30 protein-coding genes and 1 tRNA gene are annotated in these 26,981 nt (G+C 72.0%); 17 read left to right on the top strand and 14 right to left on the bottom strand.

Annotated elements, in window-relative coordinates; all coding sequences use genetic code 11:
• The first annotated feature begins 11 nt into the window (after positions 1-11).
• From FHU40_RS02915 to rsrA, 4 genes are all read left to right on the top strand, one after another.
• The gene (locus FHU40_RS02915) at positions 12-776 is read left to right on the top strand and encodes an SOS response-associated peptidase (RefSeq protein ID WP_183590776.1); all 765 of its coding nucleotides are present in this window, start codon (positions 12-14) and stop codon (positions 774-776) included.
• The gene (locus FHU40_RS02910) at positions 773-1,423 is read left to right on the top strand and encodes an alpha/beta hydrolase family protein (protein WP_183590775.1); all 651 of its coding nucleotides are present in this window, start codon (positions 773-775) and stop codon (positions 1,421-1,423) included. Before FHU40_RS02915 ends, FHU40_RS02910 begins: the two co-directional genes overlap by 4 nt.
• Before the next feature lie 91 nt (positions 1,424-1,514).
• Entirely contained in the window at positions 1,515-2,159 is a 645-nt protein-coding gene (locus tag FHU40_RS02905; protein ID WP_183590774.1) for a sigma-70 family RNA polymerase sigma factor, read from the top strand.
• A complete protein-coding gene (gene rsrA, locus FHU40_RS02900) occupies positions 2,156-2,440 on the top strand; it encodes a mycothiol system anti-sigma-R factor (RefSeq protein ID WP_183590773.1) in 285 nt (94 codons plus the stop codon). The genes FHU40_RS02905 and rsrA overlap by 4 nt, the downstream gene beginning before the upstream one ends.
• A gap of 96 nt (positions 2,441-2,536) precedes the next feature.
• Here rsrA and FHU40_RS29830 read toward each other — a convergent pair whose 3' ends face one another.
• The 5 genes from FHU40_RS29830 to FHU40_RS02880 all read right to left on the bottom strand — a co-directional run bounded on the left by FHU40_RS29830 (position 2,537) and on the right by FHU40_RS02880 (position 6,326).
• On the bottom strand, positions 2,537-2,611 hold the full coding sequence (locus tag FHU40_RS29830) for a 50S ribosomal protein bL37 (RefSeq protein ID WP_369759046.1): 75 nt from the start codon (positions 2,609-2,611) through the stop codon (positions 2,537-2,539).
• A 319-nt stretch (positions 2,612-2,930) separates the two neighbouring features.
• Positions 2,931-3,305: a thioesterase family protein gene (locus tag FHU40_RS02895; RefSeq protein WP_183590772.1), complete on the bottom strand. Its 375-nt coding sequence runs from the start codon at positions 3,303-3,305 to the stop codon at positions 2,931-2,933.
• Positions 3,305-3,796 carry a GNAT family N-acetyltransferase gene (locus FHU40_RS02890; protein ID WP_183590771.1) on the bottom strand — a complete coding sequence of 164 codons (492 nt, stop codon included), beginning with the start codon at positions 3,794-3,796 and terminating at the stop codon, positions 3,305-3,307. The genes FHU40_RS02895 and FHU40_RS02890 overlap by 1 nt, the downstream gene beginning before the upstream one ends.
• Positions 3,789-5,465 (bottom strand): acetolactate synthase, encoded by a 1,677-nt coding sequence (locus tag FHU40_RS02885; protein WP_183590770.1) that lies wholly within the window; start codon positions 5,463-5,465, stop codon positions 3,789-3,791. The genes FHU40_RS02890 and FHU40_RS02885 overlap by 8 nt, the downstream gene beginning before the upstream one ends.
• A gap of 9 nt (positions 5,466-5,474) precedes the next feature.
• Positions 5,475-6,326, bottom strand: coding sequence for a DUF2785 domain-containing protein (locus FHU40_RS02880; protein WP_183590769.1), 852 nt, complete (start codon positions 6,324-6,326; stop codon positions 5,475-5,477).
• An 80-nt stretch (positions 6,327-6,406) separates the two neighbouring features.
• On the opposite strand from FHU40_RS02880, the gene FHU40_RS02875 reads away from it, so the two are divergent.
• Positions 6,407-7,882 carry a sensor histidine kinase gene (locus tag FHU40_RS02875; protein WP_183590768.1) on the top strand — a complete coding sequence of 492 codons (1,476 nt, stop codon included), beginning with the start codon at positions 6,407-6,409 and terminating at the stop codon, positions 7,880-7,882.
• A gap of 103 nt (positions 7,883-7,985) precedes the next feature.
• On the opposite strand, the gene FHU40_RS02870 is transcribed toward FHU40_RS02875, so the two are convergent.
• A complete protein-coding gene (locus tag FHU40_RS02870) occupies positions 7,986-8,237 on the bottom strand; it encodes a WhiB family transcriptional regulator (RefSeq protein ID WP_011755173.1) in 252 nt (83 codons plus the stop codon).
• 235 nt (positions 8,238-8,472) lie between these two features.
• Between FHU40_RS02870 and FHU40_RS02865 the strand changes: the two genes are divergently transcribed.
• Positions 8,473-8,865: a hypothetical protein gene (locus FHU40_RS02865; protein ID WP_183590767.1), complete on the top strand. Its 393-nt coding sequence runs from the start codon at positions 8,473-8,475 to the stop codon at positions 8,863-8,865.
• Between the two features lie 9 nt (positions 8,866-8,874).
• Here FHU40_RS02865 and FHU40_RS02860 read toward each other — a convergent pair whose 3' ends face one another.
• The 3 genes from FHU40_RS02860 to sodN all read right to left on the bottom strand — a co-directional run bounded on the left by FHU40_RS02860 (position 8,875) and on the right by sodN (position 10,657).
• Complete coding sequence (locus FHU40_RS02860; protein WP_183590766.1) at positions 8,875-9,684, bottom strand: RNA polymerase sigma factor SigF; 810 nt, start codon at positions 9,682-9,684, stop codon at positions 8,875-8,877.
• A gap of 1 nt (position 9,685) precedes the next feature.
• On the bottom strand, positions 9,686-10,117 hold the full coding sequence (locus tag FHU40_RS02855; protein WP_183590765.1) for an ATP-binding protein: 432 nt from the start codon (positions 10,115-10,117) through the stop codon (positions 9,686-9,688).
• Between the two features lie 138 nt (positions 10,118-10,255).
• Complete coding sequence (gene sodN / locus FHU40_RS02850) at positions 10,256-10,657, bottom strand: superoxide dismutase, Ni (protein WP_183590764.1); 402 nt, start codon at positions 10,655-10,657, stop codon at positions 10,256-10,258.
• A 146-nt stretch (positions 10,658-10,803) separates the two neighbouring features.
• Between sodN and FHU40_RS02845 the strand changes: the two genes are divergently transcribed.
• The 5 genes from FHU40_RS02845 (at position 10,804) to FHU40_RS02825 (ending at position 14,929) form a co-directional block, all read left to right on the top strand.
• The gene (locus FHU40_RS02845; protein ID WP_252275205.1) at positions 10,804-11,094 is read left to right on the top strand and encodes a S24/S26 family peptidase; all 291 of its coding nucleotides are present in this window, start codon (positions 10,804-10,806) and stop codon (positions 11,092-11,094) included.
• A gap of 192 nt (positions 11,095-11,286) precedes the next feature.
• Entirely contained in the window at positions 11,287-12,402 is a 1,116-nt protein-coding gene (locus FHU40_RS02840; protein WP_246389920.1) for an NAD(P)-dependent malic enzyme, read from the top strand.
• Between the two features lie 143 nt (positions 12,403-12,545).
• Positions 12,546-13,514, top strand: a complete 969-nt coding sequence (locus FHU40_RS02835; protein ID WP_183590762.1) for a zinc-binding dehydrogenase — start codon at positions 12,546-12,548, stop codon at positions 13,512-13,514.
• Entirely contained in the window at positions 13,514-14,191 is a 678-nt protein-coding gene (locus tag FHU40_RS02830; RefSeq protein ID WP_183590761.1) for an SDR family oxidoreductase, read from the top strand. The genes FHU40_RS02835 and FHU40_RS02830 overlap by 1 nt, the downstream gene beginning before the upstream one ends.
• 141 nt (positions 14,192-14,332) lie before the next feature.
• Positions 14,333-14,929, top strand: a complete 597-nt coding sequence (locus tag FHU40_RS02825; RefSeq protein WP_221199488.1) for a G5 domain-containing protein — start codon at positions 14,333-14,335, stop codon at positions 14,927-14,929.
• A 10-nt stretch (positions 14,930-14,939) separates the two neighbouring features.
• Here FHU40_RS02825 and FHU40_RS27945 read toward each other — a convergent pair whose 3' ends face one another.
• Together FHU40_RS27945 and FHU40_RS27940 are read right to left on the bottom strand one after the other, a co-directional pair.
• Positions 14,940-15,344 carry an MmcQ/YjbR family DNA-binding protein gene (locus FHU40_RS27945; RefSeq protein ID WP_343057691.1) on the bottom strand — a complete coding sequence of 135 codons (405 nt, stop codon included), beginning with the start codon at positions 15,342-15,344 and terminating at the stop codon, positions 14,940-14,942.
• 4 nt (positions 15,345-15,348) lie between these two features.
• Positions 15,349-16,011, bottom strand: a complete 663-nt coding sequence (locus FHU40_RS27940) for an acetoacetate decarboxylase family protein (RefSeq protein WP_246389919.1) — start codon at positions 16,009-16,011, stop codon at positions 15,349-15,351.
• A gap of 64 nt (positions 16,012-16,075) precedes the next feature.
• Between FHU40_RS27940 and FHU40_RS02815 the strand changes: the two genes are divergently transcribed.
• Positions 16,076-18,352, top strand: coding sequence for an arylsulfatase (locus FHU40_RS02815; protein ID WP_183590759.1), 2,277 nt, complete (start codon positions 16,076-16,078; stop codon positions 18,350-18,352).
• On the top strand, positions 18,345-18,899 hold the full coding sequence (locus FHU40_RS02810; protein ID WP_183590758.1) for a TetR family transcriptional regulator: 555 nt from the start codon (positions 18,345-18,347) through the stop codon (positions 18,897-18,899). Before FHU40_RS02815 ends, FHU40_RS02810 begins: the two co-directional genes overlap by 8 nt.
• A 98-nt stretch (positions 18,900-18,997) precedes the next feature.
• On the opposite strand, the gene FHU40_RS02805 is transcribed toward FHU40_RS02810, so the two are convergent.
• Positions 18,998-19,174 carry a DUF6104 family protein gene (locus tag FHU40_RS02805; protein WP_011755196.1) on the bottom strand — a complete coding sequence of 59 codons (177 nt, stop codon included), beginning with the start codon at positions 19,172-19,174 and terminating at the stop codon, positions 18,998-19,000.
• 108 nt (positions 19,175-19,282) lie between these two features.
• Positions 19,283-23,059, bottom strand: a complete 3,777-nt coding sequence (locus FHU40_RS02800; RefSeq protein ID WP_183590757.1) for a multifunctional oxoglutarate decarboxylase/oxoglutarate dehydrogenase thiamine pyrophosphate-binding subunit/dihydrolipoyllysine-residue succinyltransferase subunit — start codon at positions 23,057-23,059, stop codon at positions 19,283-19,285.
• Between the two features lie 175 nt (positions 23,060-23,234).
• Here FHU40_RS02800 and FHU40_RS02795 point away from each other — a divergent pair, with 175 nt between their 5' ends.
• From FHU40_RS02795 to FHU40_RS02780, 4 genes are all read left to right on the top strand, one after another.
• Positions 23,235-23,846 carry a hypothetical protein gene (locus tag FHU40_RS02795; protein WP_183590756.1) on the top strand — a complete coding sequence of 204 codons (612 nt, stop codon included), beginning with the start codon at positions 23,235-23,237 and terminating at the stop codon, positions 23,844-23,846.
• 1 nt (position 23,847) lies between these two features.
• A complete protein-coding gene (locus FHU40_RS02790) occupies positions 23,848-24,756 on the top strand; it encodes an LCP family protein (RefSeq protein WP_183590755.1) in 909 nt (302 codons plus the stop codon).
• On the top strand, positions 24,750-25,505 hold the full coding sequence (locus tag FHU40_RS02785) for a GmrSD restriction endonuclease domain-containing protein (protein WP_183590754.1): 756 nt from the start codon (positions 24,750-24,752) through the stop codon (positions 25,503-25,505). The genes FHU40_RS02790 and FHU40_RS02785 overlap by 7 nt, the downstream gene beginning before the upstream one ends.
• A gap of 82 nt (positions 25,506-25,587) precedes the next feature.
• Complete coding sequence (locus tag FHU40_RS02780) at positions 25,588-26,703, top strand: NDMA-dependent alcohol dehydrogenase (protein WP_183590753.1); 1,116 nt, start codon at positions 25,588-25,590, stop codon at positions 26,701-26,703.
• Between the two features lie 153 nt (positions 26,704-26,856).
• Here FHU40_RS02780 and FHU40_RS02775 read toward each other — a convergent pair.
• Positions 26,857-26,929 (bottom strand) — tRNA-Arg (locus FHU40_RS02775).
• Positions 26,930-26,981 lie beyond the last annotated feature (52 nt).

Below are 26,981 nucleotides of genomic sequence, written 5' to 3'. Positions count from 1 at the left end.
AGAGTTGCCGCATGTGCGGCCGCTACGCGTCGAGCAGACGCCCGGAGGATCTCGTCGAGGAGTTCGACATCGTCGAGAGTCGCATCCCGGACGCCCTCGAGGCCGACTACAACGTCGCGCCCACCAAGGAGGTGTACGCCGTCGTCGAGCGGCCGCCGTCCAAGGAGAGCGACGAGCCGCCGCAGCGCCAGCTGCGGGTGCTCACCTGGGGCCTGGTGCCGTCGTGGGCGAAGGACGCCTCGATCGGCAACCGGCTGATCAACGCGCGGATGGAGACCGTCGCGGAGAAGCCGGCGTACAAGCGGGCCTTCGCGACCCGTCGCTGCCTGCTGCCGGCGGACGGCTACTTCGAGTGGTACCCGACCCGGGAGACGACCAAGGCCGGCAAGCCCCGCAAGCAGCCGTTCTTCGTCCGGCCGCGTGACCACGGGATCCTCGCGATGGCCGGCCTCTACGAGATCTGGCGCGACCCCGCGAAGGCCGACGACGCGCCCGACCGGTTCCGGTGGTCCTGCACGGTGATCACCACCGACGCCGAGGACGCGCTCGGCGACATCCACGAGCGGATGCCGCTGATGGTCGATCGGGAGCGCTGGGGCGCCTGGCTCGACCCCCGCGCCCAGGGAGCGGAGCTGCTCGACCTGCTCGAGCCGGCCGCCCCCGGCCGGCTCGAGGCCTATCCGGTGTCGGCGCTGGTGAGCAACGTGCGCAACAACGGCCCCGAGCTGCTCGAGCCGCTGCCGCTGGAGCACGGACCCGAGGAGACCTCGTCGTGACCCGGCAGGAGCGCCGCCTCGACACGCCGCACGGCGAGGCACGCCTGGTGGTCGACCAGGCCCGCAGTCCGATCGCCACCCTGCTGCTCAGCCACGGCGCCGGCAACGGCATCGACACCCGTGACCTGACCGCGCTCGCCGAGCAGCTGCCGCGCAACGGCGTCACGGTCGTGCGTCTCGAGCAGCCCTGGAAGGTGGCCGGACGCAAGGTGGCGACCGCGCCGCCGACGCTCGACGCCGGGCTGATCGCCGCCGCCAACCGGCTGCGCACCCGCACCCCGCTCGTGGTGGGCGGCCGCTCCGCCGGCGCCCGGTCGGCCGCTCGCTGCGCGAAGCGACTGGCGGCGTCGGGCTGCCTGGCGCTCGCCTTCCCCCTGCACCCGCCCGGCAAGCCGGAGTCGTCGCGACTCGACGAGCTGCGCGGTTCGCGGGTGCCGACGCTGGTGATCCAGGGCGAGCGCGACACCTTCGGCCGGCCGGAGGAGTTCCCCGCCGACACCGACCTGGCCGTCGTGCCCGGTGCCGATCACGGCTTCAAGGTGCCGGCCCGCGGCGAGCTCACCGAGTCCGAGGCGATGGGCATCATCGTGGAGTCGACCCTCGAGTGGATCGTGCGCGAGATCGCCGGCGCGAGCGCCCGCCCCTGAGCGTGGGCCCGGGAATGACCGACGGGGTGTCGGCGTTCCAACCACCATGCAGGCAGTGCTCGAACGCCCGACCGGGCTAGGCTGGGGAGTGATGACCGACCCTGCTGACCCGACCCCCGAGGTCGACCCCGTCGTGGACCTCGCCACCGAGACCGACGCGGAGCGCTCCGCCCGCTTCGAGCGGGACGCCCTGCCCTTCCTCGACCAGCTCTACTCGGCCGCGATGCGGATGACCCGCAACCCGGCCGACGCCGAGGACCTGGTGCAGGAGACGTACGCGAAGGCCTACTCGTCCTTCCACCAGTTCCGGCCCGGCACCAACCTCAAGGCCTGGCTGTACCGCATCCTGACCAACACGTTCATCAACAACTACCGCAAGAAGCAGCGCCAGCCGCAGCAGTCGATGTCGGAGGACGTGGAGGACTGGCAGCTGCACCGCGCCGAGTCGCACTCCTCGACCGGGCTGCGCTCCGCCGAGACCGAGGCCCTCGAGCACCTGCCCGACTCCGAGGTCAAGGAGGCCCTCCAGCGGCTTCCCGAGGAGTTCCGGCTGGCGGTCTACCTCGCCGACGTCGAGGGCTTCGCCTACAAGGAGATCGCCGAGATCATGGAGACCCCGATCGGCACCGTGATGTCGCGGCTGCACCGGGGACGGCGCCAGCTGCGTGACCTGCTCTCGGACTATGTCCGCGACAACGACCTGCTGAGCGTCGGCCGCGATAGGGGCAAGTCATGAGCCACGACCACCCCTCCCTGCCCGGCGAGCCGAGCGCGGGGGACTGTGCCGACTTCCTCGAGCGGATCGTCTACTTCATCGACAACGAGCTCGATGAGGCCGACTGCTCGGAGGTGCGGCTGCACCTCGACAGCTGCAACCCCTGCCTGGAGAAGTACGACCTGCAGCGCACGGTCAAGACCGTGGTGGCGCGCTCGTGCACCGAGATCGCCCCTGACCAGCTGCGCCAGCGAGTGCTGCTGAAGATCCGCGAGGTCCAGGTCCAGCTCCGCGAGGGCTGACCGCTCCACCACCGCGCTGCCCGCGCCCGTCGTGGGCCACCGGCAAGCAAGAACCCCCGAACCGCAAGGTTCGGGGGTTCTGTGGTTCCGGTGCGCTCAGGCGTTGGGGCGCTTGCCGTGGTTCGCGCCCTTCTTCTTGCGAGCGCGGCGCTTGCGGCCGGTCTTGCCCATGGTCTTCCTCCTGATCGGGACGTCGATGGCCCGTAGGCCGTCGACCATCCTCTCAAACCCCGCGGCGCTGCGTGAAATCGGGCGCACGCGGGTCGTGGGCGGTGACGGCTCTCGGCTGCTTGGTGGGTGGCGATTCGGGATAGTCCGTCACGATCCAGCCGCAAGTCGGCCGGTAGGGCAACCAGAACGTGACGGACTATCCGTGGGTGGCACTCCCGGTCGGCCCTCGATCGATCCGCGCCGGGCGACCTCCGAACCACCCGCGGGCGGGCCGGGACCTCCGGTGCACCGGGTACGGCACCGGGTATCCCGGCAGACGTCACAGCCGCGACAGGAACCGCTCGGCATCGACCACGACCCGGGTGACCTGGCCGGTGCCGACCACCTTCCCCGGTCCGCCGTCGGCGCCGAGGTTGCGGACGGCGACCGTGAACCGGTGCAGTCGTCCGTCGGCGTACGTCGAGGACGCGGTCACCTCGACCCGCTGGCCGACCGCGCTCGCGGCGAGGTGCTCGAGCTCGACGCGGGTGCCGACGCTCGTGGACCCCTCGGGCAGGCCCGGCTCGAGCGCCGCGCACGTGGCGGCCTCGCACCAGGCGAGCAGCCGGGGGGTGCCGAGCACCGGCAGGGTGCCGGAGCCGACGGCGGCCGCCGTGTCGTCGTCGGTCACCGTGAAGGTCAGGGTCGCGTCCATCAGAGCTCCTTGCGGAAGGCGATCAGGTCGATCCCGGGCACCGGCGACCAGTCCCGGCCGGGCACCCGCTCGAAGCCGAGCCGAGCATAGGCCCGGTGCGCTGCGGTCATCTCGGCCAGGCTGGAGAGCACGATGCCGCGCGCACCGAGCCCGCGGAAGCGGTCCACCACACAGGTCAGCAGCGCCGCGCCGACGCCGCGACCGCGGGCGGCGGGCGCGACGGCCAGCATCCGGAACTCGCCCTCGTCGGCCGTGCCGATCTCGCGCCACGGCGACCCGACGAGCGCGATCGTGACCGTGCCGACGACCTCGCCGTCGAGCTCGGCGACCCACAGCTCGGCCTCGCGATGGCGGGCGGCCGCGTCGCGCAGCCGCTCGACGTAGGGGTCGGACGGGCCGAGGGTGAACTCCGAGTACGCCGCGACCGTCACCTCGCCCGCGGCCGCGAGGTCGCCGGGGCCGGCGCGCCGGACCAGTACCCCCTCAGACACCGAAGCTGGTCCGGGGATAGACCGCCGCGACGTCGGTGATCACGTTGAGCAGGTACGGCACGCCGGCGGCGAACGCCCGGTCGAGCGCGGGGCCGATCTGGCGCGGGTCGGTCACGGTCTCGCCGGCCCCGCCGAGCGCGCGCACGACCTCGTCGTACGCCGTGCGGGGCGCCAGGTCGGCGATCACGTCGTAGCCGTAGAGCATCTGCATCGGGCCCTTCTCCAGGCCCCACGCGGAGTTGTTGCCCATCACCATGACGACCGGCAGGTCGTGGCGCACCAGCGTGTCGACGTCCATCAACGAGAAGCCGGCCGCGCCGTCCCCGAGCAGCAGCACGACCTGTGCCGACGGGCGGGCCAGCCGGGCCGCGATGGCGGCGCCGAGGCCGGCGCCGAGGCAGCCGTACGGGCCGGGGTCGAGCCAGCCGCCGGGGCGGCGCGGCTCGACGTACTTGCCGGCGAAGCTGACGAAGTCCCCGCCGTCGCCGATCACCACCGCGTCGTCGGCGAGGCGGGGGAGCAGCTCGCCGTAGATGCGGGCCGGGTGGATCGGGTCGGCGGTGGCGCCGAGCAGTTCGGCGTCGCGCGCGGCGGAGGCCGACACGGCGCCCTGGAGGTCGCCGAGCCAGGCGGACCAGTCGGGCCGGCGTACGACCTGCTCGAGCTCGGTGAGCAGCCCGTCGAGGACCGAGGTGAGGTCGCCGGCCACCGACGCGGCGAGGTCGGCGTGGCCGGAGAGCTGGGCGGGGGAGTCCGCGACGTGCACGACCTGGGCGGGCGGTGCGCCGTCGCGGCCCCCGAACACGCCGTACCCGAGCCGGAAGTCCAGCGGGGTGCCGACCACGACGACGAGGTCGGCCCCGCCGAGGGCGGCGCCGCGCGCCTTGGTGACCAGCAGCGGGTGGCCGCCGGGCACGATCCCGCGGCCCATGCCGTTGGTGATGGTCGGGACGCCGGTGGCCTCGACGAAGCGTAGTGCCGCCTCCTCGGCGCGATCGGCCCACACGTCGGTGCCGAGGATCAGCACCGGTCGGCTGGCGGCGGCGAGCAGCTCGGCGATCTCGGTGAGGGCGTCCGGGTCGGGCGCGGCGCCGCGCGGCATGATCGGCGCCGGCAGCGGGCCGCCGGCGCTGTTGAACAGCTCGTCCATCGGCACGTCGACGAAGACCGGCCCGCGGTGCGGCGAGCCGGCCGTCACGAACGCGTCGTGGATCCCGTCGAGCACCGCGTCGGCCGTGGCGATCGTGTGCGCCTTCTTCGAGACCGGCGCGAAGATCGGCGGTTGGTCGAGCTCCTGGAGCGCGCCGGTGCCCCACCGGCTCTGCGGCGCCCGCCCACCGACCACCACCATCGGCGAGCCCGCGAACTGGGCCTGTGCGACGGCGCTCAGCCCGTTGGTCACGCCCGGCCCGGCGGTCAGCACGGCCAGCCCCGGCACCCGGGTCAGCTTGCCGGTGGCCTCGGCGGCGAACGCCGCCGTCTGCTCGTGGCGTACGTCGAGCAGCCGCATCGGCGGCTCGGCCTTGACCGCGCCGTCGTACATCGGGAACACGTGCGCGCCCGACAGGGTGAACATCGTCTCGACGCCGTGTGCGCGAGCGACCGCGATCGCCAGCTCGCCGGCGTGGCCGGTCAGGTCGGTGTCGTCGGGCCGGTTCTCGTCGGGCATGCCCGCAGGTTACTCACCAGTCGTGACGAGATAGCCGCGGTTGGTCGACTTCAGCGCGTCCACCACGACCAGCAGCAGGTCGGAGCGCACCTGAGGCGGCCGGGTGCCCAGTGAGAGCTGCAGGTAGAGCGCCCGCAGGAACGCCTCGGCGTTGCCGCCGGCGAGGTAGGGATCTCCGTCGTCGTGCGCCGAGCGGGTGCCGGCCGCGCCCGCGATCCGGGCGATCCACGGCTCGAGCACCCGCAGCGGCACGACGTTGCGGCGCAGCACCGCCATGGTCGCGAACGCGAGCCGGTCGGGCTCGCCGCTGCTGAACAGCCGGTCGACCGGGAGCAGCAGCCGGTCGGCCACGACGTCGAGCACCACGGTCAGCTCGGGGGTGGACAGGTGCGGCGACCGCGCCAGGATCGCGAGGGCGTCGGCGCCGTGGGCGACCGCGTGGGCCCAGCCCTTGCCGGGGACGAAGCCCCGCAGGTCGTGCTCGCGCAGCAGCCAGGTCGTGAGCCGGTCGCCCCACTCGAGGATCTTGCCGCCGGGTAGCAGCGGCCGGGCGTTGTCGCGGGCGATGCACTCGCCGAGCACGAGGGCCGAGAAGCTGCGCCGGAAGACCGTGTCGGTGTCGCACTCGCCGAGACCGGCCAGCAGCCCCATCGCCATGCCGTCGCCGAGCCCCGGGAGCAGGTCGTCGTAGACGCCGCGCTCGATCCAGGTGGTCAGGGCGGGGTACGCCGTGCCGTCGCGCAGGGCCGGGTCGGGGTCGCCCAGCATCCGGGTCAGCTCGGCGGTGAGCTCGTCGAGGGGGCGATCCGACGGGACCGCCAGCCCTGCTGCGTGCACGTTCCGCCAGTATGACCCGGACATAGGGGCGATCCTACGAAAGTCGTCCGAAACGTCCAGTGGCGGTCCGGGCGGGTGTCGGCGGAAGTCCTACGCTTGCCAGCGTGCCGTCCCTCAGCGACCTCGTGCGCAGCCACACCGACCTCGACGCCGACGACGTCGCGTGGCTCCAGCTGCTCCAGGCCGACTGGCAGATCATCGCCGACCTCTCCTTCGCCGACCTCGTGCTCTGGCTGCCGGACCGGGAGGGCAAGGGCTTCTGGGCGGCCGGCCAGATGCGGCCCACGACCGGTCCCACGGCGTACGTCGACGACGTGATCGGCACGTTCGTGCCGGTCGGTCGCCGACCACTGATCGACGCGGCGTACACCCAGGGACGGCTGATCCGCGAGGGCGACCCGGAGTGGCGCGACGACGTGCCGGTGCGGATCGAGTCGATCCCGGTGCGCCGCGCCGGGCGGGTGATCGCGGTGGTCGCCCGCAACACGAACCTGCTCGGCGTGCGCACCCCGAGCCGGCTCGAGCTGTCCTACCTCCAGACCGCCTCCGACCTGACCCAGATGATCGCCAACGGCCACTTCCCGGCGGCGGGGGAGCGCAGCGACCACGCGGACACCCCCCGGGTCGGCGACGGCTTCCTGCGCATCGACGCCGCCGGGCGGGTCGTGTACGCGAGCCCGAACGCCCAGTCGGTCTTCCGCCGGCTCGGCCTGTCCGGCGACCTGACCGGGCTGTCCCTGGCCGAGACCACGCGCTCGCTGGTGCCGCCCCGGCGCCGGCCCGACGAGGAGACGCTCAGCGCGGTCCTCGGCGGCCGGGCGCAGCGGGACACCGAGATCGGGACCGAGGGCGTCGCGCTGATCGTGCGGACGATCCCGCTACGGCCCGCCGGCGAGCACATCGGCGCCGTGGTGCTGGTGCGCGACGTCACCGACCTGCGCCGCCGGGACCGCGAGCTGGTCACCAAGGACGCGACGATCCGCGAGATCCACCACCGGGTGAAGAACAACCTGCAGACCGTGGCCGCGCTGCTGCGGCTCCAGGCGCGGCGGATCGACAACGAGTCGGCGCGGCTGGCGCTGGAGGAGGCGGTACGCCGCGTCGGGTCGATCGCGATCGTCCACGAGATCCTCAGCCAGGCGGTCGAGGAGCGGGTCGACTTCGACGAGATCGTGGACCCGCTCGGGCGGATGGTGACCGAGGTGAGCGCGGTCGGCAGCCGGGTGCGGGTGCGCCGGTCCGGGTCGTTCGGCGAGCTGCCGTCGGAGGCCGCCACCGCGCTCGCGATGGTGATCACCGAGCTGCTCCAGAACGCCGTCGAACACGGCTACGACCCGGCCGACGCCGACCTCACGGGCGAGATCGTGCTGTCCGCGCAGCGGCTGGTCGGCCGGCTGCACGTCAGCGTGGACGACGACGGCCGGGGCCTTCCCGAGGACTTCGACCTCGAGGGCCAGGGAAGCCTCGGGCTGTCGATCGTCCGGACGCTGGTGGAGTCGGAGCTCGGCGGCCAGCTCGAGCTGGGGCCGGGCCCCGGCGGGACCGGTACCCGGGCGGCGCTCGACGTGCCTCTCGACTAGTGACCCGGACGCTGGACTGGTCTCGACACGCCGGTCGCGAGTTCGCGAGCCCACTCGCGCGGCTCGCTCGACCACCGTCAGCGGATCCGCTGACGCGTCTCCGCTAGGCGGTCCGCACCCGAGCCCGGGCGTTGCGACGCTTGAGCGCGCGGCGCTCGTCCTCGCTCAGACCGCCCCACACGCCGTGGTCCTGTCCAGCCTCGAGCGCCCACGCGAGGCACTGCTCGCGCACCTCGCAGCGTCGGCACACCTGCTTGGCCTCCTCGATCTGGAGGATGGCCGGACCGGTGTTGCCGATCGGGAAGAACAGCTCCGGGTCCTCGTCGAGGCACGCGGAACGGTGGCGCCAATCCATGGCTGGGCGTTCCTTCTCTCTACAGACAGGCTCAAAGGGCAGGCCGAGCGGGGTGCTGCGGACCTGCCGGGCGAATGGGCACGACAAAGCACGCGCAAGTTCACGCGATGCCTCTCAAAGAGTGGCAATCTTTCGACCGTTAAACAACCCCCTGCGATGGTCTTATCCGTCACAGAAGTCACGTCCGCGGCGGTCTGGCCGGGGGCGCCGGCGGCCTCTCTTCTAGAGTGCTCCGGTGAGCCTACGACCCGCCGCCCACGTGCCGGCGCCCCTGATCGTGGCCGCCTCGCTGGTCGCGGTCGAGGGGCTGCTGCTGCTCGGGTACGCCGTGCTCGAGGTGGCCAACCTCAACGCCGACCGCGCGGAGGTGGCGGTGACGACCGCCGTGTTCTTCCTGCTGTACGGCGGCGGGCTGCTGGGCTGCGCCTGGGCGTTGTCCCGCCTCAGCTCCTGGGCGCGCAGCCCGGCGGTGCTGGCCCAGCTGATCCAGCTCGGGGTGGCCTGGAGCTTCTGGGGTGGCGACACGACGGTGGTCGCGCTGGCCGTCGCCGCGGTGGCGCTGATCGTGCTCGGCGGTATCTTCCACCCGGCGAGCGTGGCGGCGCTGGCTCCGGCCGAGGAGGAGTAGGAGGAGGCGCTACGAGCTCTCCTCGAGCGAGGTGCGCAGCTGCTCGAGCGTCCGGTTGAGCAGCCGCGAGACGTGCATCTGGGAGACCCCGATCTCCGCTGCGATCTGGGACTGGGTCATGTTCTTGAAGAACCGCAGTAGCAGGATCTTCTTCTCCCGCGGCGCCAGCTTGTCCAGCAGCGGCTTGATCGACTCGCGGATCTCGACGTGCTCGAGCCCCTCGTCGTCGACGCCGATGGCGTCGAGCATCGTGGCGGTGCCGTCGTCGCCGTCGTCGCTGGCGTCGAGGGACAGCGTGGAGTAGGCGTTGCTGGACTCGATGCCCTCGACGATCTCCTCGACCGAGCAGCCGATCGCCTCGGCGAGCTCGCGGGGGGTCGGGGAGCGGCCCAGGGACTGGGTGAGCTCGGCGCTCGCCGTTCCGATCTGCATGCGCAGCTCCTGGAGCCGTCGCGGCACCCGGATCGCCCAGCCCTTGTCGCGGAAGTAGCGCTTGATCTCGCCGATGATCGTCGGCGTGGCGTAGGTCGAGAACTCGACGCCCCGCTCGGAGTCGAAGCGGTCGATCGACTTGATCAGCCCGATCGTGCCGACCTGCACCAGGTCCTCGAGCGGCTCGCCGCGGTTGCGGAAGCGCCGGGCGCAGTGCTCGACCAGCGGCAGGTGGAGGTGCACCAGCGCCTCCCGGGCCGACTCGTGGGCGGCCTCCGACTCCCGCTCGTCGCCGAAGACGGCGAACAGCTCGGCGCTGCGCAGACGGGTCAGCTCGACGCCCGTGGGGCCGTCGGATCTCCCGTCGTCGTCCAGCGAGAGCGCCATGTCAGCGACCGGGCTCCCGATGGGAGGACACCATGGTGAGCGTGACCGTGAACGTCTCGTCGGTCGAGTCGGCGGCGGCGCGGGTGGCGAGGGTGCTCAGCACCTGCCACGCGAAGCTGTCGGTGTCGGGCTCGACCGCGCCGTCGACGCAGACGGTGACGTCGACGGTCAGCTCACCGAGGTCCTGGTAGAAGCGGCAGCGCAGGTCGGTGCCGGGCGCCGCCTCGGCGAGCACCATCGCGCTGGCCTCGCCGACCGCGATCCGCAGGTCCTCGATGTCGTCGATCGGGAAGTCCAGCCGAGCGGCCAGGCCGGCGGTGGTGGTGCGCAGCACGGAGGCGTACGCGCGGTCGGCCGGCAGGCGCAGCTCGACGTCCGCCCGGCGGGCGTCCTCGGTCGCGGTCGGGCCGGTGGTCGCGCCGATCGATGCCATGTGTCGTCCTCGAGCGTGGTCGTGAAGCGGGTTCCGAGACCGGTCTGCCGAAATGTAGCGGGACCGGCCCTGGGGTCTTCGTACCCCGGGGCCGGTCCCGCTAACCGCCGATCGGTGCCGGCCGGACGCGCTCGGGCCTCAGCCCTTCTTCGTCGCCCAGAAGATCTCGGCGATCTCGTCGATCTTGGCGAGCAGCTCGTCGGCCTTGGCGGCGTCGAGCTCGCCCTTGGTGCCACCGGCGCCGGCCAGCTTGGTGGCCTCGTTGACGAGGGTGTGCAGCTGCGGGTACTTCTCGAAGTGCGGGGGCTTGAAGTAGTCGGTCCACAGCACCCACAGGTGGTGCTTGACCAGCTCGGAGCGCTGCTCCTTGATCAGGATCGCCCGGGTGCGGAAGTCGGGATCGTCGTTGTCGGCGACCTTGGCGATGATCGCCTTGATCGACTCCGCCTCGATGCGCGCCTGGGCCGGGTCGTAGACGCCGCAGGGGAGATCGCAGTGGGCGGAAACCTCAAGGGTGGGGGCGAACAGTCGCGCGAACATGCGGGTCGGGTCCTCTCGTCTTCGGTTGTCCTCGATGCCACCGGTGAAGTTCACGGGGCGCTGCTGGGACACTACTCCGCGTGTCGCAGCGAACACGAGGTACCCGGTCCACAGGGGAAGACACCCCCCGCTGGGGCTTCGCGATCGTGCGCGGCGCATCGATGGAGCCGACCCTGCGCACCGGCGACCGGCTGCTGGTCTCCTACCGCCGCGCGCCGCGCCCCGGCGACGTGGTGGTCGCCCGGTTCCCGGACGGGACGGTGGCGGTCAAGCGCGCCGCCGAGCGACGTACGACGCGCTCCGGAGCCCCGGGCTGGTGGGTGCTCAGCGACAACCCCGACGAGGGGGTCGACTCGCGGCACCGCGGGGTGCTGCCCGAGGCGGACGTGACAGCCGTCACCGTCGCCAGGGTCTGGCCACGTCCCCGTCGGTTCTGAGGCTGTGCGAGACTGGAGGGGAGGGAGACCCCCCGCGGTCCGATGCCCATCCGCGCACACCCCGCGCGTCGAACCGGACCCCACCTGTTCGTACGCCCTCGTCTTGGAAAGCTAGGTCTCGTGATGACCCCTCACACTCCTTCTCACCCGCACGCCGGAGACCCCGTCTTCGACCTGCATGTAGGCGGGAAGATGGAGCTCCGGTCGACGGCACCGCTGGTGGGGAGCGACGACCTGTCCCTGGCCTACACCCCCGGCGTCGCCCGGGTCTGCGAGGCGATCGCGGCGGATCCGACGATGACGCAGCACTACACCTGGGTGCCCAACACGGTCGCCGTCGTCACCGACGGCACCGCGGTCCTCGGCCTCGGCGACATCGGCCCGCAGGCCGCGATGCCGGTGATGGAGGGGAAGGCGGTGCTGTTCAAGCAGTTCGGGGGCGTCGACGCCGTCCCGATCTGCCTCGCGACCACCGACGCCGACGAGATCGTGGAGACCATCGTGCGGTTGGCGCCGAGCTTCGGCGGCATCAACCTCGAGGACATCTCCGCGCCGCGCTGCTTCGAGATCGAGGACCGGCTCAAGGAGCGGCTCGACATCCCGGTCTTCCACGACGACCAGCACGGCACCGCCGTCGTCGCGTTGGCCGCGCTGCAGAACGCGCTGCGCCTGACCGGCCGCGACCCGGAGGCCACGCGGGTCGTGATCTCCGGCGCGGGCGCGGCCGGCGTCGCCGTCGCGAAGATCCTGATCGAGGCGGGCATCACGGACCTCGCGGTCACCGATCGCACGGGCGTGCTGCACTCCGGACGCGGTGACCTCACGCCGGTCAAGCGCGAGCTCGCCGAGATGACCGCGGACAAGAACGGGCGCTCGGGCAGTCTCGCCGACGTGCTCGTCGACGCCGACGTCTACATCGGCGTCTCGGGCGGGAATGTCCCGGAGGAGTACGTCGCGCGGATGGCGCCCGACGCGATCATCTTCGGTCTGGCGAACCCGACCCCCGAGGTGCACCCCGAGGTGGCGCAGCGGCACGCCCGGGTGGTCGCCACCGGCCGCTCGGACTTCCCGAACCAGATCAACAACGTGCTCGCCTTCCCCGGCATCTTCCGGGGCGCGTTCGACGTGCACGCGACCGCGATCACCGAGGGCATGAAGCTCGCCGCGGCCCAGGCGCTGGCCGACCTCGTCGGGGACGAGCTCACCGAGGAGCACGTGATCCCCTCGCCGTTCGACCCGCGGGTCGGCCCGGCGGTCGCGTCCGCTGTGGCGGATGCCGCACGTCGGGACGGTGTCGCACGCCGGTGACGGTGGTTTCGAGATGGTTCCTGAGGAGGTTGCGCAGCAACCGTCTCGAAGGACAGGCGCCAGTGCGCCTTCCTCAACCACCGTGCACGGTGGTTGAGGAGGTTGCGCAGCAACCGTCTCGAAACCACCGATAGGTTGGACGAATGCTCGCCGTCTACGCCGACCGGTTCTCCCAGGACGACCCGCTCTCCGCACTGCAGGTGGGGGAGCGGCCCGACCCCGACGTGCCGGACGGGTGGACGACGGTCACCGTGAAGGCGGCCGCGCTCAACCACCACGACCTGTTCTCGCTGCGCGGGGTCGGGCTGCGCGAGGAGGCGCTGCCGATGATCCTCGGCTGCGACGCGGCCGGGTACGACGAGGACGGCAACGAGGTCGTCGTGCACGCGGTGATCAGCGATCCGTCGTGGACGGGCGACGAGACCTTCGACCCGAAGCGGTCCCTGCTGTCCGAGCGCTACCAGGGCACCTTCGCCGACAAGGTCGCCGTGCCGCGCCGCAACGTGGTGCCGAAGCCGGCGACGCTGTCGTTCGAGGAGGCCGCCTGCCTGCCGACCGCCTGGCTCACGGCGTACCGGATGCTCTTCACCCGCGGCCGGCTGCGGGCCGGCGAGACCGTGCTCATCCAGGGGGCCGGTGGCGGGGTGGCGACGGCCGCGATCGTGCTCGGCCGAGCGGCCGGGTTGCGGGTGCTGGTCACGAGTCGTGACGAGGCCAAGCGGAAGCGGGCGCTCGACCTCGGCGCGCACGACGCGTTCGAGTCGGGGGCTCGACTGCCCGTGAAGGTCGACGCGGTCATGGAGACGGTCGGTCGTGCGACCTGGTCGCACTCGATCCGGTCGTTGCGTCCGGGCGGCCGGATCGTCATCTCCGGCACCACCTCCGGCCCGAACCTCGACGACGCCGAGCTGACCCGGATCTTCTTCCTGCAGCTGAGCGTGATCGGCTCGACGATGGGCACCCGCGACGAGCTCGCCGGCCTGGTGTCGATGCTCGACGCGACCGGCGCCCGACCGCTGATCGACCGGACGCTGCCGATGGCCGACGCCCGCGCCGGCTTCGCCGCGATGCTCGAGGGTGAGCAGTTCGGCAAGATCGTCTTCACCCGCTGATGGCCACCCATCTCGTCACCGGGGCCGGCTCCGGGATCGGAGCGCTCGTCGCGCGCACGCTCCTCGACCGGGGAGACGGGGTCGTGCTGGTGGCGCGCTCGGAGGAGCGGGCCGAGGCACTGCGCTCGTCGTACGACGGCGCCGAGGTGGTCGTCGCCGACCTGGCCTTCCCGGAGTCGGTCGGGTCCCTGGTGCTCCCGGACTCGCTCGACTCCGTCGTGCACGCCGCCGGCATCGTCGAGCTCGGCCCGGTGTCGTCGCTGTCGGTCGAGGCCTGGGCATCGCAGCTGCGCGTCAACCTCGTCGCCCCGGCCGCCCTCACCCGCGTCGCGCTGCCCGCGCTGCGGGCCGCGCGCGGCACCGTCGTGTTCGTGAACTCGACCGCCGGACTCTCCGCGGGTCCGCGCTGGTCGGCGTACGCCGCCTCCAAGCACGGCCTGCGCGCGCTGGCCGACTCCCTGCGCGCCGAGGAGGCCGCAGCGGGCGTGCGCGTCTCCACCGTGTTCCCGAGCCGCACCGCCACGCCGATGCAGGAGCGGGTGCACGCCCAGGAGGGCAGGGAGTACGACGCCGCCGACTGGATCCGCCCCGAGACGGTCGCCGACGCGATCGTGCGCCTCGTCGACCTGCCGCGCGACGCGACGATCACCGACGTGACGGTGCGCCCGGCCGGCTAGAGCACGGCTCCTCAACCGGAAGCGGATGAGGAGACGCGCTCTAGACCTGAGGCTCAACGTTGCCTCAAGTTGCCAACCGGCTTGCCCGTTTCTGCCTACGGTGCGCTCGACCGCAGGGCAACTCGATCGGGGGAGACAACGGTGCGACGTGGGCGGACGCTGGCCGCGGTGGCGGCTCTGGCGATGGCGGTGCTGGGACTGGCGGGCTGTGGGGAGTCGAGCGAGGTCGGCACCGGCGCGGCGGGCGGGACGCTCGCGGTAGGTGCGGTCTACGCGACGGACGACCCGTCGCCGGATCCGGCCGAGGAGGTCGTCGTCACGCACGAGCGCGTGCGCAAGAACATCAAGCTCCGGTACCAGACGGTCCACCGCAAGACGGCCACCCTGAAGAAGGGCGTCACGAAGGTCGCGCGGCCGGGCCGCCCGGGCCTGCGCGTCAAGGTCTTCCGGATCACCTACGAGGACGGCGTCTGGGTCGACCGCGAGCTGGTCGTCGACAAGGTCAAGCGCAAGCCGGTCAGCCGGATCGTGCTCCACGGCACCAAGGTGATCAAGCCGCAGCCCCAGCCGGGTGGCCGGTGCGACCCCAACTACAGCGGGTGCGTGCCGATCGCCAGCGACGTCGACTGCGCCGGTGGCAGCGGCGACGGCCCGGCCTATGTCCGGGGCCCGGTGCGCGTCATCGGCAGCGACATCTACGGCCTCGACGCGGACGGCGACGGCTGGGGCTGCGACTGAGGTCCCGCGCTCAGGTGTCGAGCAGCCGCACCAGCTTCTGCGGGGCGCAGGCGCGATAGGACTCGGTGACCAGCTCGGCGACCTCGGTCCAGTCGGTGTCGTCGTCGAGCACCATGCCGACGATCGTGGGCGACCACGGCGGCCGGTAGAACGGCCACCCCGCGTGGGTCAGCGCGAGCAGCTCGTCGCCGACCGCGCGGAAGGTGAGCACGGTGCGGATCGAGTCGTCGCCGGTAAGGTCGCGGTAGGCCGACTCGTAGCCGGGCTGCGCGACCATCACGTGGGCGAAGGTCTTCGCCCGGATCCGCCAGCGCACACCGGTCCAGGCCTCCTCCTCGCGGGCCTCCGGAAGCCGCGTCGCGATCGCGCCGATCCGGCGTACGACGTCGGCCTCGGGCTCGATGCGACGCGGCACGGCTTCAGCCGAAGCACATGCGGAAGTCGGCCTGCCGGAACGACGCGAGCTGGCGGGCGCCGCGCAGCCAGCCGAGCGGGCCGTCTGCGGCGAAGTCCCACCGGCCGCGGCAGGGCAGCGCCTTCGAGGAGCCCTGCAGGGCGGCGGTGCGGTCCTGGCCATCGGTGTCGCCGATGCCGGGCTGCCAGGTGGTGCCCCGGAACGGGATCCGCACCATCGCGCGGCTGACGTCGGTGAACGATGCGCTCGCGATCGGTCGGCGCTCCAGCGACGTCGACCAGTGGGTCGACGTCAGCGGACCGCGATGGCTGGTGTCGAGCTCGAAGTCGCACAGCTGCTTCGGGATCGCCCAGAGCTCGCGACCGCCGGCCACCGACGCGGGGGAGTCGACCCAGATGTCGGTGATCGAGACGCATCTGCCGTGCTGCTGGGTCGGGACCAGCCGGGCGACCAGCAGCTCGGAGTAGGTCAGCGGGCTGCCGGGCTCGTAGGACACGAACGCCACGCCGTAGACGCCCGCCGGACGGAGCTCGTCGACGCCCGTGCGCAGCTTGAGGACCGAGAGCCAGAGCTGGCCCACCATCGCCCAGGGAGCCGGCGGGTAGCTGACGTCGCCGTCCGGTCCGGAGGAGCTGATCCACGCGGGGCTGGTCGTGTGGTCGGTCATGGCGGCATCCTGCCGTACTCCGGGTACGGACGAAAGTGTCAGTCGAGTGACAGAATGCCCGGCCATGGAGACCCAGCGGATCACCACCCGTGTCGAGACCTCGGAGCCCCGGTTCGCGACGTACCCGCGCCCGGGGCGGCCCGACGCCCCGCACGTCCTGATGGTCGTCCTCGACGACGTCGGCTTCGCCCAGCTCGGCTGCTTCGGGTCGGGCATCGCCACGCCGAACATCGACCGGCTCGCGGCCCAGGGGCTGCGCTACCACCGCTTCCACGTCACCTCGGTCTGCAGCGCGACCCGGGCCGCCCTGCTCACCGGGCGCAACCACCACGCGGTCGGCATGGGCGTCACCCAGGAGGCCGCGCTCGGGTTCCCCGGGTACACCGGGCGGATCCCGCGCTCGGCCGCCGGTCTCGCGCGAGTGCTCAAGGACCACGGCTACAACACACTGGCGGTGGGCAAGTGGCATCTCGCCCCGAAGAACGAGTACTCCGCGGCCGGCCCGTTCGACCGCTGGCCGCTGGGGCAGGGCTTCGAGCGCTACTACGGCTTCCTCGGGGCCGAGACCAGCCAGTGGGCACCCGAGCTGGTACGCGACAACACCCACGTCGAGCCGCCGTACACCCCGGAGGAGGGCTATCACCTCACCGAGGACCTGGTCGACCAGGCGATCCGGATGATCCAGGACCAGCAGCAGGCGGAGTCGCGCAAGCCGTTCTTCCTCTACTTCGCCCCGGGCGCCGCGCACGCCCCGCACCAGGTCACCGAGGAGTGGGTCGAGCCCTACCGGGGCGCGTTCGACGACGGCTGGGAGGCGTGGCGCCGGCGCACCTTCGAGCGGCAGGTCGCGGAGGGCATCGTGCCGACAGGCACCGAGCTGCCCGAGCGGCCGCCGTGGATCCCCGACTGGGAGACGCTGCCCGACGACCAGCGGCGCCTCTTCGCCCGCTACATGGAGGTCTTCGCGGGCTTCGTCACCCACACCGACCACCACCTGGGGCGCCTCTTCGCCTCCCTCGAGGAGCGCGGGATCGCCGACGACACCATGGTGATGGTGCTCTCCGACAACGGCGCCAGCGCCGAGGGTGGGGTGACCGGCACGCTCAACGAGGCCGCCGGCTGGCTCGGGATGGGGGAGGACGTCGAGGAGTCGATCGCGCGGATCGACGACATCGGCGGCCCTGACGCCTACAACCACTACCCGTTCGGCTGGGCCTGGTCCGGCAACACGCCGCTGCGGCTGTGGAAGCGGTACGCCTGGCTGGGCGGGGTGCGCACGCCGCTCGTGGTGCGCTGGGGTGACCGGCTGGTCGGGCACGGCGGCGTACGCCCGCAGTTCTGCCACGCGGTCGACCTCTACGCCACGGTGCTCGACGCGGCCGGCATCGAGCCGCCCGAGGCGGTCGACGGGGTGACCCAGCAGCCGGTCGAGGGCCGGTCGCTGCTCCCGAGCTTCGCGGAACCGGAGGCCGCCGAGCACCGGCTCGTGCAGTACTTCGAGATGTTCGGCTCGCGCGGCATCTACGAGGACGGCTGGATGGCGGTCACCGACCATGTCGCTAACCAGTTCGACGAGCGTTCGCACCTCGTGGGCAGCACGGACTTCGACGCCGACCGGTGGTCGCTCTTCGACCTCGCCGAGGACTTCTCCGAGGCGCGCGACGTCGCGGCGGAGCATCCGGAGCGGGTGCGCCGGATGGAGGCGCTGTGGTGGGCCGAGGCCGGGCGCAACCAGGTGCTGCCGCTCTTCGAGTTCCCGGCGTCGATGGCGCACCTGCATCCCGGCGAGTTCCCGCCGCCCTCCGTCGGCACCTATGCGCCCGGCGGCGGACCGGTCCAGGAGTGCCAGCTGCCGGCGCTGCTGGGCGGCTTCGAGCTCACGGCGTACGTCGACCTGCCGGCCGGCGGCGCGCACGGGATCATCACGGCGATCGGGGACCGGCACGGTGGCTGGGCGACGTACCTCCTCGACGGGCGGTTGACCGCGGCGGTCGCACTGCTCGACGGCACGACTCGGCTGGTGGCGCCCGATCCCGTGCCGGTCGGCGAGCACGTGCTCTCGGTGCGCTACGAGCCCGGGCGCGAGCCCCGGCTGGTGCTGGCCGTCGACGGGGCGGACGTCGCGCAGGCGCCGCTGCCCGGGCTGCTCTTCTTCCCGAACCTCGTCACCTCCGGGGCCGGCCTGCTGGTCGGCCGGGACCGCGGGATCGCGGTCACCTCGGACTACCGGCCGCCGTTCGCCTTCACCGGGACGCTGTCGCGGGTGGAGCTGCGCAGCGGCCGGCCCGGTGCGCGGCCGGACCGGAGCGCGCAGCGGCGGATGGCGGTCGCGGGTGACTGAGCCGGCGGGGCGTCGCGAGACCCACAAGGCCAGTACCCGGCGCGCGCTCGAGGACGCCGCGCTGCGCCGCTTCGCGAGTGAGGGGTACGACGAGACGTCCGTCGACGCGATCGCCGCCGACGCGGGCGTCTCGAGCCGGACGTTCTTCCGCTACTTCGCCACCAAGGACGAGGTGCTCGACATGGGTCGCGAGGAGCGGCAGGCGCAGCTCCGGGCCCGGATCCGCGAGCTGGCCGGCGGCCCGCTGCGCCCCCTCGAGGTCGTACGCGAGGCCGTCGTCGAGCTCGCTCGCGGCTTCGAGTCCGACCGGGAGCGCGTGCAGCTGCGCCAGCGCGCCGCCGCCACCTCGCCGGTGCTCCGGGGCCGACTCTTCGACACGTTCGCGTCCTGGGAGTGGGCCGTCGCTCGCGAGCTCGGCGGTGACGCCTCCGCCCGCACCCTGGCCGCCGCCGGCCTCGCGGTCTTCCGCGCCTCGACGGCGATCTGGGTCGACGAGGGCGGGTCGCTGCCGGCGATCGTCGAGCGGGGGTTCGCCGCGCTGGCCTGACCGGACTTCACAGGCAGTGCTGGCACTTCTCGGCCGTTGCAACACCTGAACAGTGCCGGGATACCCGGTTCACCGGGTATCCCGGCACCGGCCCAGGCTCAGTCCTCCGGATCGTCCAACCGGGCCAGCCAGGTCGCGAACCGCTCCACGGCCGTCTCGAACTCCGGGTGCGTGTCGGTGAACTCCTGCAGCCGGTCCGCGAGCCAGGCCAGGGTGACCTCCTCGTCGCCCCGGCGCTTCTCGAGCTCCTCGATGCCGCGGTCGGTGAAGTACATCAGTCCTCCTCTGGTGGTTTCGAGGCTCGCTCCGCTCGCACCTCAACCACCGACACGGTGGTTGAGGTGCGAGGGCCGCCAGGCCCGAGCCTCGAAACCACTACCAGATCAGGCGAACGCGCGCGCGACCAGGTCCTTCTGCTCCTCGCCGTGCCGCTTGATCGTGCCGACGGCGGGCGAGGACGACTCGGGGCGGCAGACCACCTCGACCTGGGCGTCGACGTGCGGCCACACGTTGACGGCGTAGTGGGGCCACGCGCCCATGTTCAGCGGCTCGTCCTGGACCCAGCGCACGGTCCGCAGGTGCGGGTAGCGGGCGATCTCCTCGCGGATCTCGGCCTCCGGACGCGGGTAGAGCTGCTCGACCCGGGCGATCGCGAAGCGCTCGCCGTCCTCGCGCTTGGCCCGCTCGACCATCAGGTCCCAGGTGACCCGCCCCGAGCAGAGCAGCAGTGTGTCGACCTTCTCCTGGTCGGCGGACTCGTCACCGAGGAACGGGCGGAACGACCCACCGGTGAAGTCCTCCGGCCGGGCCGCGGCCTCCTTGCGCTTGAGCATCGACTTCGGCGTGAAGACGATCAGCGGCTTGTGCTCCTCGCCGAGCGAGTGCTGGCGCAGCAGGTGGAAGTACGACGCGGGGGTCGACGGCTGGGCCACCACGAACGCCTCGTCGGCGGCCATGGTCAGGAACCGCTCGATCCGCGCCGAGGAGTGGTCGGCGCCCTGGCCCTCGTAGCCGTGCGGCAGCAGCAGCACGACGCCGGACTGCTGGTTCCACTTGCTCTCGCCGGAGGTGATGAACTCGTCGATCACCGTCTGGGCGCCGTTGACGAAGTCGCCGAACTGCGCCTCCCACAGGACCAGCGCCTCGGGTCGGGCGACCGAGTAGCCGTACTCGAACCCGAGCGCGGCGTACTCGGAGAGCAGCGAGTCGTAGACGTAGAACTTGGCCTGGTCCTCGGTGAGGCTGGCCAGCGGCGTCCACTCGTCGGCGTTCTTCCGGTCGATGATCGTCGCGAACCGCGAGACGAACGTGCCGCGGCGCGAGTCCTGGCCGGCCAGGCGCACCGGGCGGCCCTCCATCAGCAGCGAGCCGAAGGCGAGGATCTCGCCGGTGCCCCAGTCGATCGGGCCGTCGGCGATCGCCGCCGCGCGGCGCTGCAGCTGCGGCATCACCTTCGGGTGCACGGTGAAGCCCTCGGGCGGGGTGACGTAGGCGTCGGCGATCCGCTTCATCACGTCGAGCGTGATCGCGGTGTTGGTCTCGCCGGTCGGCTTGTCCGGGTAGTCGGGGACCGTGGTCCACTCCGAGGGCTGGCTGGTCGCCTCGCGCACCTCGGTGAACACCCGCTCCAGCTGCTGCTGGTAGTCGCGGAGGACCTGCTCGGCCTCCTCGATCGTGATGTCGCCACGACCGATGAGGGACTCGGTGTAGAGCTTGCGCACCGAGCGCTTCTGCTCGATCAGGTCGTACATCAGCGGCTGGGTGTACGACGGGTCGTCGCCCTCGTTGTGGCCGCGCCGGCGGTAGCAGACGAGGTCGATGACGACGTCCTTGTTGAACGCCTGGCGGTACTCGAAGGCCAGCCGCGCGGCCCGGATGCAGGCCTCGGGGTCGTCGCCGTTCACGTGGAAGATCGGCGCCTGGACCATGCGGGCCACGTCGGTGCAGTAGAGCGAGGAACGCGACGAGCCCGGCGAGGTGGTGAAGCCGACCTGGTTGTTGACCACCACGTGGATGGTGCCGCCGGTGCGGTAGCCGCGCAGCTGGGAGAGGTTCAGCGTCTCCGCGACCACGCCCTGGCCCGCGAAGGCCGCGTCGCCGTGCACCAGAAGCGGCAGCACGGGGTACGCCGCGCCGCGGTCGAGCACGTCCTGCTTGGCCCGGGCGATGCCCTCCAGCACCGGGTCGACGGCCTCGAGGTGCGACGGGTTCGCCGCCACCGACACCTTGATCTGGGCACCGGTGCCGGCGGTGAACGCGCCCTCCGCGCCGAGGTGGTACTTCACGTCGCCCGAGCCCTGGACGGTGCGCGGGTCGATGTTGCCCTCGAACTCCCGGAAGATCTGGGAGTAGTTCTTGCCGACGATGTTGGCCAGCACGTTGAGGCGGCCGCGGTGGGCCATGCCCATCGTGACCTCGTCGAGGCCGGCCTCGGCGGCCGCCTCGCAGATCTCGTCGATGACCGGGATCGTGGTCTCGCCGCCCTCGAGCGAGAAGCGCTTCTGACCGACGAACTTGGTCTGCAGGAAGGTCTCGAACGCCTCGGCCTGGTTGAGCTTCAGCAGGATCCGCAGCTGCTCCTCGCGGGGCGGCTTGGTGTGCGGCTGCTCGACGCGCTCCTGGATCCAGCGGCGCTGCTCGGGATCCATGATGTGCATGTACTCGATGCCGGTGGTGCGGCAGTAGGAGTCGCGCAGGATGCCGAGGACGTCGCGCAGCTTCATGAACCGACGACCCTCGCCGCCGAAGGAGCCGGCCGCGAACTCGCGGTCGAGGTCCCACAGGGTCAGGCCGTGGGACTCGATCTCGAGGTCGGGGTGGGTCCGCTGGCGGTACTCCAGCGGGTCGGTGTCGGCCATCATGTGGCCGCGCACGCGGTAGGCGTGGATCAGCTCGAGGATGCGCGCCTGCTTCGAGATCTCGTCGTCGTGCGAGGTCGCGATGTCGGCGTTCCAGCGGATCGGCTGGTAGGGGATGCGCAGCGACCGGAAGATCTCGTCGTAGAAGTCGTCGGCGCCGAGCAGCAGCTCGTGGATCCGCTTGAGGAACTCGCCCGACTGCGCGCCCTGGATGACCCGGTGGTCGTACGTCGAGGTCAGCGTCATGACCTTGCTGATGCCGTTGCGGGCGATCGCGTCGGCCGACGCACCCTGCCACTCGGCGGGGTACTCCATCGCGCCGACGCCCAGGATCGTGCCCTGGCCCTTCATCAGGCGGGGCACGGAGTGGACCGTGCCGATGCCGCCCGGGTTGGTCAGCGAGATCGAGGTGCCCTGGAAGTCCTCGATGGTGAGCTTGTTGTCGCGGGTCTTGCGGACGATCTCCTCGTACGCCGTCCAGAACGCCGCGAAGTCCATCGTCTCGGCGGCCTTGATGCTCGGCACCAGCAGCTGGCGCGTGCCGTCGGACTTCTTCACGTCGATCGCGAGGCCGAGGTTGATGTGGGCCGGCGTGATCAGGTTGGGCTTGCCGTCGACCACGTCGTAGCCGGAGTTCATCTCCGGCATCGTCTTCAGCGCCTTGACCAGCGCGTAGCCGACCAGGTGGGTGAAGGAGACCTTGCCGCCGCGGGCGCGGGCGAGGTGGTTGTTGATGACGGTGCGGTTGTCCCACAGCAGCTTGACCGGCACCGAGCGCACCGAGGTCGCGGTCGGCACGGTGAGTGAGACGTCCATGTTCTGGACGGTGCGCGCCGGCGCGCCGCGGAGCACGGTGTACGTCGGCTCGTCCTTGGTCGGGGCCGGCGCCGCCGGGCGGGACTCCTTCGGCACCGGGTTGCTGGTGCCCTTGGCCGGCTCGGCGGCCTTGCTCTCCGGCCGCGGCCGGGCGATCGGAGCGGGGGTCGGCGTCGGGTCGGGCCGGTGCTCCTGCACCGGCTCCGCGGCGTGCTTCGCCGCCGGCTGCTGGGCCGGCTGCTGGGCCGGTGCCGGCTCGGGCGCCCGAGCGGTGCCCGGCGACCCCGACTTGCTCCCCGGGGGGGCCTGGGTCGTACCGTTGGCACCTCCCGCGCCCTTGCCGTTGGACTGGAAGTACTTCTTCCAGGTCGGATCAACGCTGTCCGGGTCTCGTCGATATTGGTCGTACATCTCTTCGACGAGCCACTCGTTGGCGCCGAAGTCGGCGGTCGCGAGATCGGACTGACTACCAGGGGACTGCGGCACGGGTTGATTCGCCTCTTCCGGTACGTGCGCGGGGGAGTGTCAGACGTCAAGGCTAGACCCCCGGACCAGCAAATGCAGATCGCCCGGAAGGCGATTCGGCGTGGTGTGCCGGGAGCCACAGGTCGGCGTTGCAGACTTCGACCCGATCGGCACAGGAAACGGAGAGCTTCGGGGTATGAGCAAGAGAGTCCGACGCGGGTCCCGTGCGCTCGCCGCGACGGTGGGGACCGCCCTGGTGGCGACCCTCGTCCTGGGCGGATGCAGCGGTGGGGACGACGACCCCGGCGCCGGTCCGGACGACGGCGCGAGCGCCTCGACCGACCCGGGTGAGCCGCCCGCCGTCGAGACCCAGGTGTCCTTCGGGAAGGTCACCGGCACGCTCGGCCGACCGGCCCGCGACCGGCTGTCCACCGACGTCCGGTCGGTCGTCGACGGCTGGCTCGACGCGGCGTACGTCGAGGGAGACTACCCGCGCACCGACTTCGCCGACGCCTGGCCGGGCTTCACCCGCGGCGCCCGGGCCGAGGCGAAGCGCGACGCCGATCTGATGAGCAACCAGGACCTCGGGGCGGACATCGACGGCGTCGAGCCCGTCGGCCGGGCGCTGCGCATCGACGTCCTCGCCGTGAAGCGGAAGCCGGTCGGGGTGACCGCGCACGTGATCCTCAAGTTCGACACGACCGGGGGCACGCAGGAGCGGGTCAAGGTCGCCGGCCGGCTCTACCTCACCCGGGAGGGCGGGGGCTGGCAGGTCTTCGGCTACGACGTGACGAAGGGAGCGATCTGACATGCGGAAGCGGTTCCCGCGCCTGCTGCGCTGGGTCGCGGTCGGCGCCGTGCTGGGGGTCGCCGCCCTGGTGATCCCCGACTCGGCGGTCAAGAGCACCGAGATCGAGCTGGTGAAGGTCCAGCGCGCCGACGGCGTCGACCTCACCCCCGAGGTCGTCTGGATCCTGGCCGTGGGCTCCGACGCCCGGCCGGGCGAGGACATGACCCGCACCCGCGGCGACGCGCTCCAGCTGGTGGGCATGAACACCAGGACCGGCGCGGCCACCGCCATCGGCATCCCGCGCGACTCGTGGGTGCCGATCCCGGGCTACGGCTCCAGCCGGGTCAACGCCGCGCTCGCGTACGGCGGGCCGCAGCTGCTCGGCCGGACCGTGGGCGACCTCGTCGGCATCCAGCCCGACTACGTCTTCGTGACCCGGTTCCCCTACTTCGAGGACATGGTCAACGAGATCGGCGGCATCACGGTCCACAACCCGCGGCCCTTCTACGACGAGAACCTCAACCGCAAGGGCTTCAAGAGCGGCCAGGTGCACCTGAACGGGTACGGCGCGATGGCGTTCTCCCGGATCCGCAAGAGCCTGCCCGGTGGCGACTTCGACCGCTCGGCCAACCAGCAGCGGGTGCTGCGCGGCATCCAGGCCCGGGTGCGCGCCCGCGCCGCCGTGCCCGGCTTCATCGAGCGCGGCGTGCTCTCGGTGATGGCGCACATGCACACCGATCTGTCGCCGGCCGAGCTGTTCCGGCTCGCGCAGGCGACGGCCCACGTGGTGCCGTCGAAGATCACCAGCTGCGTCGTCCAGGGCAGCATCGGCAACGTGGGCGGCGCCAGCGTGGTGCTCCCGTACGTCGACCAGGCCCGCCGCTACGGCAACGAGGCGCGCCAGGACGCCACGATCGAGCGGTGCTGAGCCTCGATCCACCGATTTCCGCCTGCTGCGCGACGCCGCAAATCGGTGGATCGAGGCTGAGCCGGGCCGCCGGCGCCTGGCTCCTCGCCTCCGTCGCCGGTGTCGCGCTGCTCGCGGGCTGCGCGGTGACGGAGGGCGCGACGTCGCCGGCGGGCCCGGCGTCCGTCGAGACGCTCTCGCCGACCGCGGCGACCCGGGCGCTGGACCGGCTCGAGGTCGGTCCGCGGTCGCCGGCCGGCCCGACGTACGACCGGGCCGCCTTCGGCACGCCCTGGGCCGACACCGACGGCAACGGCTGCAACCAGCGCGACGACGTACTGCTGCGCGACGCCGTGCCCGGCACCGTGACGGTCGCTCAGCAGGGCCGCTGCGACCACGACGTGCTCGCCGGCTCGTGGCTCGATCCCTACACCGGCCGCAGGCTCACCTTCGACGACCTCAAGGCGCCGGCGCAGGCGCAGGCGATCCAGATCGACCACGTCGTCCCGCTCGCCGAGGCGTGGCGCTCCGGCGCGTCGGCGTGGTCGGACGTCCGGCGTCGCGAGTACGCCAACGACCTCGCCGTGCTGCTGGCGGTCGACGGGCCGGCCAACGCCGCCAAGTCCGACGACGACCCCGCCGCCTGGCGGCCGCGGCGGGCCTACCAGTGCGAGTACGCCGTGCGCTGGGTCGCGGTGAAGTCGGCCTGGTCGCTCACCGCCGACCGCAGCGAGGTCGCCGCCCTCCGCGAGCTGCTCGGCGCCTGCTGAGCGACGCCGACGACCAACCGATCGCCAACGGCCGAGGGCCACGATCGACGTGACGCCCGTCACACCGATCCGGGAGGACCTCATGCACACACGCGGCGCGATCATCAAGGAAGCACCCGGCACCTACGAGGTCGTGGACCTCGAGGTCGACGCCCCGAGACAGGATGAGATCCAGGTCCGGATGGTGGCCTCGGGGCTGTGCCACTCCGACGACCACGTCGCGACCGGCGACATCCCCGTCGGGATCTACCCGTTCGCCGGCGGCCACGAGGGCGCCGGGGTCGTGACCGCGGTCGGCCCCCACACGCCGGGCTGGCAGGAGGGTGACCACGTGGTGTTCTCGTTCCTGCCGTCGTGCGGCCGGTGCGCCTGGTGCTCGCGCGGGATGCAGAACCTCTGCGACCTCGGCGCCACCCTGCTCGTCGGCTCCCGGTGGGACGACCCGGAGAGCTTCCGCCTGTCCTACGACGGACAGCCGGTCGGCCAGATGTGCGGCATCTCGACCTTCTGCGAGGTGACCACGGTCGCCGTCGACTCCGCGGTGAAGGTGCCCGACGACGTCCCGCTGGACAAGGCGTGTCTGATCGGCTGCGGCGTCGGCACCGGGTGGGGCTCGGCGGTGAACTCGGCCGACGTCCGGCCCGGGGACGTCGTCGTGGTGATGGGCGTCGGCGGCATCGGCATCAACGCGGTGCAGGGCGCCGCGCACGCCGGGGCCTCGATGGTGATCGCCGTCGACCCGGTCGCGCTCAAGCGCGAGAAGTCGCTCGAGCTCGGCGCCACCCACGCGGTGGCCACGATGGAGGAGGCGACCGAGCTCGCCCAGTCGGCGACCAACGGACAGGGCGCCGACTCCGCGATCGTGACGGTCGGGGTCACCACCGGGGAGCACGTCGCCCAGGCGATGGCGGCGATCCGCAAGGCCGGCACGGTCGTGGTGACCGGCCTGGGCAACATCGCGGAGATCGGCGCGCCCATCTCGCTCGCCGACGTCACGCTCTTCCAGAAGCGCATCCAGGGCTCGCTCTTCGGCGCGTCCAACCCGAAGGCGGACATCCTCATGCTGCTGCGGCTCTACGCCGAGGGTCGGCTCAAGCTCGACGAACTGGTGACCCGCACCTACAAGCTCGACGAGGTCGCACTCGGGTACGAGGACATGCACGCCGGCCGGAACCTGCGCGGGGTGATCGTCTACTGAGCCGGGCGGGCGCACCGCGCCGCCGCGGTGAGTGACCAACCGGTTCGCGGCGGTCGTTGGTTGCTGGCTCACCGCCGGCCGGCGGAGGGCGGGCTGCAACTGCCGGCGTCCTGGTGGCACCGGGAGGTCACGACCGTGACCCGACGAGATGGGCGCCTCCGGCAGGATTCGAACCTGCGGCACCTGGTACCGGAAACCAGTGCTCTATCCCCTGAGCTACGGAGGCATCGCCCCGCCGTGACGGGACTGCGCAGAACCCTACAACCGACTCGCGAGGA

Source organism: Nocardioides soli (assembly GCF_014191495.1).
Classification (GTDB): Bacteria; Actinomycetota; Actinomycetes; order Propionibacteriales; family Nocardioidaceae; genus Nocardioides; species Nocardioides soli.
Note: the sequence above shows the minus strand (reverse complement) of the source record. Positions and strands in the feature narration are given on the sequence as shown.

Excerpts from the sequence above, each read along its gene's own strand:
- FHU40_RS02870 (WP_011755173.1), bottom strand. The coding sequence starts at position 8,237 with ATGGATTGGCGCCACCGTTCCGCGTGCCTCGACGAGGACCCGGAGCTG.
- FHU40_RS02835 (WP_183590762.1), top strand. The coding sequence starts at position 12,546 with ATGCTCGCCGTCTACGCCGACCGGTTCTCCCAGGACGACCCGCTCTCC.
- rsrA (WP_183590773.1), top strand. The coding sequence starts at position 2,156 with ATGAGCCACGACCACCCCTCCCTGCCCGGCGAGCCGAGCGCGGGGGAC.
- FHU40_RS02895 (WP_183590772.1), bottom strand. The coding sequence starts at position 3,305 with ATGGACGCGACCCTGACCTTCACGGTGACCGACGACGACACGGCGGCC.
- FHU40_RS02790 (WP_183590755.1), top strand. The coding sequence starts at position 23,848 with ATGCGGAAGCGGTTCCCGCGCCTGCTGCGCTGGGTCGCGGTCGGCGCC.
- FHU40_RS02830 (WP_183590761.1), top strand. The coding sequence starts at position 13,514 with ATGGCCACCCATCTCGTCACCGGGGCCGGCTCCGGGATCGGAGCGCTC.
- FHU40_RS27940 (WP_246389919.1), bottom strand. The coding sequence starts at position 16,011 with ATGACCGACCACACGACCAGCCCCGCGTGGATCAGCTCCTCCGGACCG.
- FHU40_RS02915 (WP_183590776.1), top strand. The coding sequence starts at position 12 with ATGTGCGGCCGCTACGCGTCGAGCAGACGCCCGGAGGATCTCGTCGAG.
- FHU40_RS02780 (WP_183590753.1), top strand. The coding sequence starts at position 25,588 with ATGCACACACGCGGCGCGATCATCAAGGAAGCACCCGGCACCTACGAG.
- sodN (WP_183590764.1), bottom strand. The coding sequence starts at position 10,657 with ATGTTCGCGCGACTGTTCGCCCCCACCCTTGAGGTTTCCGCCCACTGC.
- FHU40_RS02805 (WP_011755196.1), bottom strand. The coding sequence starts at position 19,174 with ATGTACTTCACCGACCGCGGCATCGAGGAGCTCGAGAAGCGCCGGGGC.
- FHU40_RS02860 (WP_183590766.1), bottom strand. The coding sequence starts at position 9,684 with ATGGCGCTCTCGCTGGACGACGACGGGAGATCCGACGGCCCCACGGGC.
- FHU40_RS02885 (WP_183590770.1), bottom strand. The coding sequence starts at position 5,465 with ATGCCCGACGAGAACCGGCCCGACGACACCGACCTGACCGGCCACGCC.
- FHU40_RS02815 (WP_183590759.1), top strand. The coding sequence starts at position 16,076 with ATGGAGACCCAGCGGATCACCACCCGTGTCGAGACCTCGGAGCCCCGG.
- FHU40_RS02855 (WP_183590765.1), bottom strand. The coding sequence starts at position 10,117 with ATGGCATCGATCGGCGCGACCACCGGCCCGACCGCGACCGAGGACGCC.
- FHU40_RS02905 (WP_183590774.1), top strand. The coding sequence starts at position 1,515 with ATGACCGACCCTGCTGACCCGACCCCCGAGGTCGACCCCGTCGTGGAC.
- FHU40_RS02795 (WP_183590756.1), top strand. The coding sequence starts at position 23,235 with ATGAGCAAGAGAGTCCGACGCGGGTCCCGTGCGCTCGCCGCGACGGTG.
- FHU40_RS02840 (WP_246389920.1), top strand. The coding sequence starts at position 11,287 with ATGGAGCTCCGGTCGACGGCACCGCTGGTGGGGAGCGACGACCTGTCC.
- FHU40_RS02880 (WP_183590769.1), bottom strand. The coding sequence starts at position 6,326 with ATGTCCGGGTCATACTGGCGGAACGTGCACGCAGCAGGGCTGGCGGTC.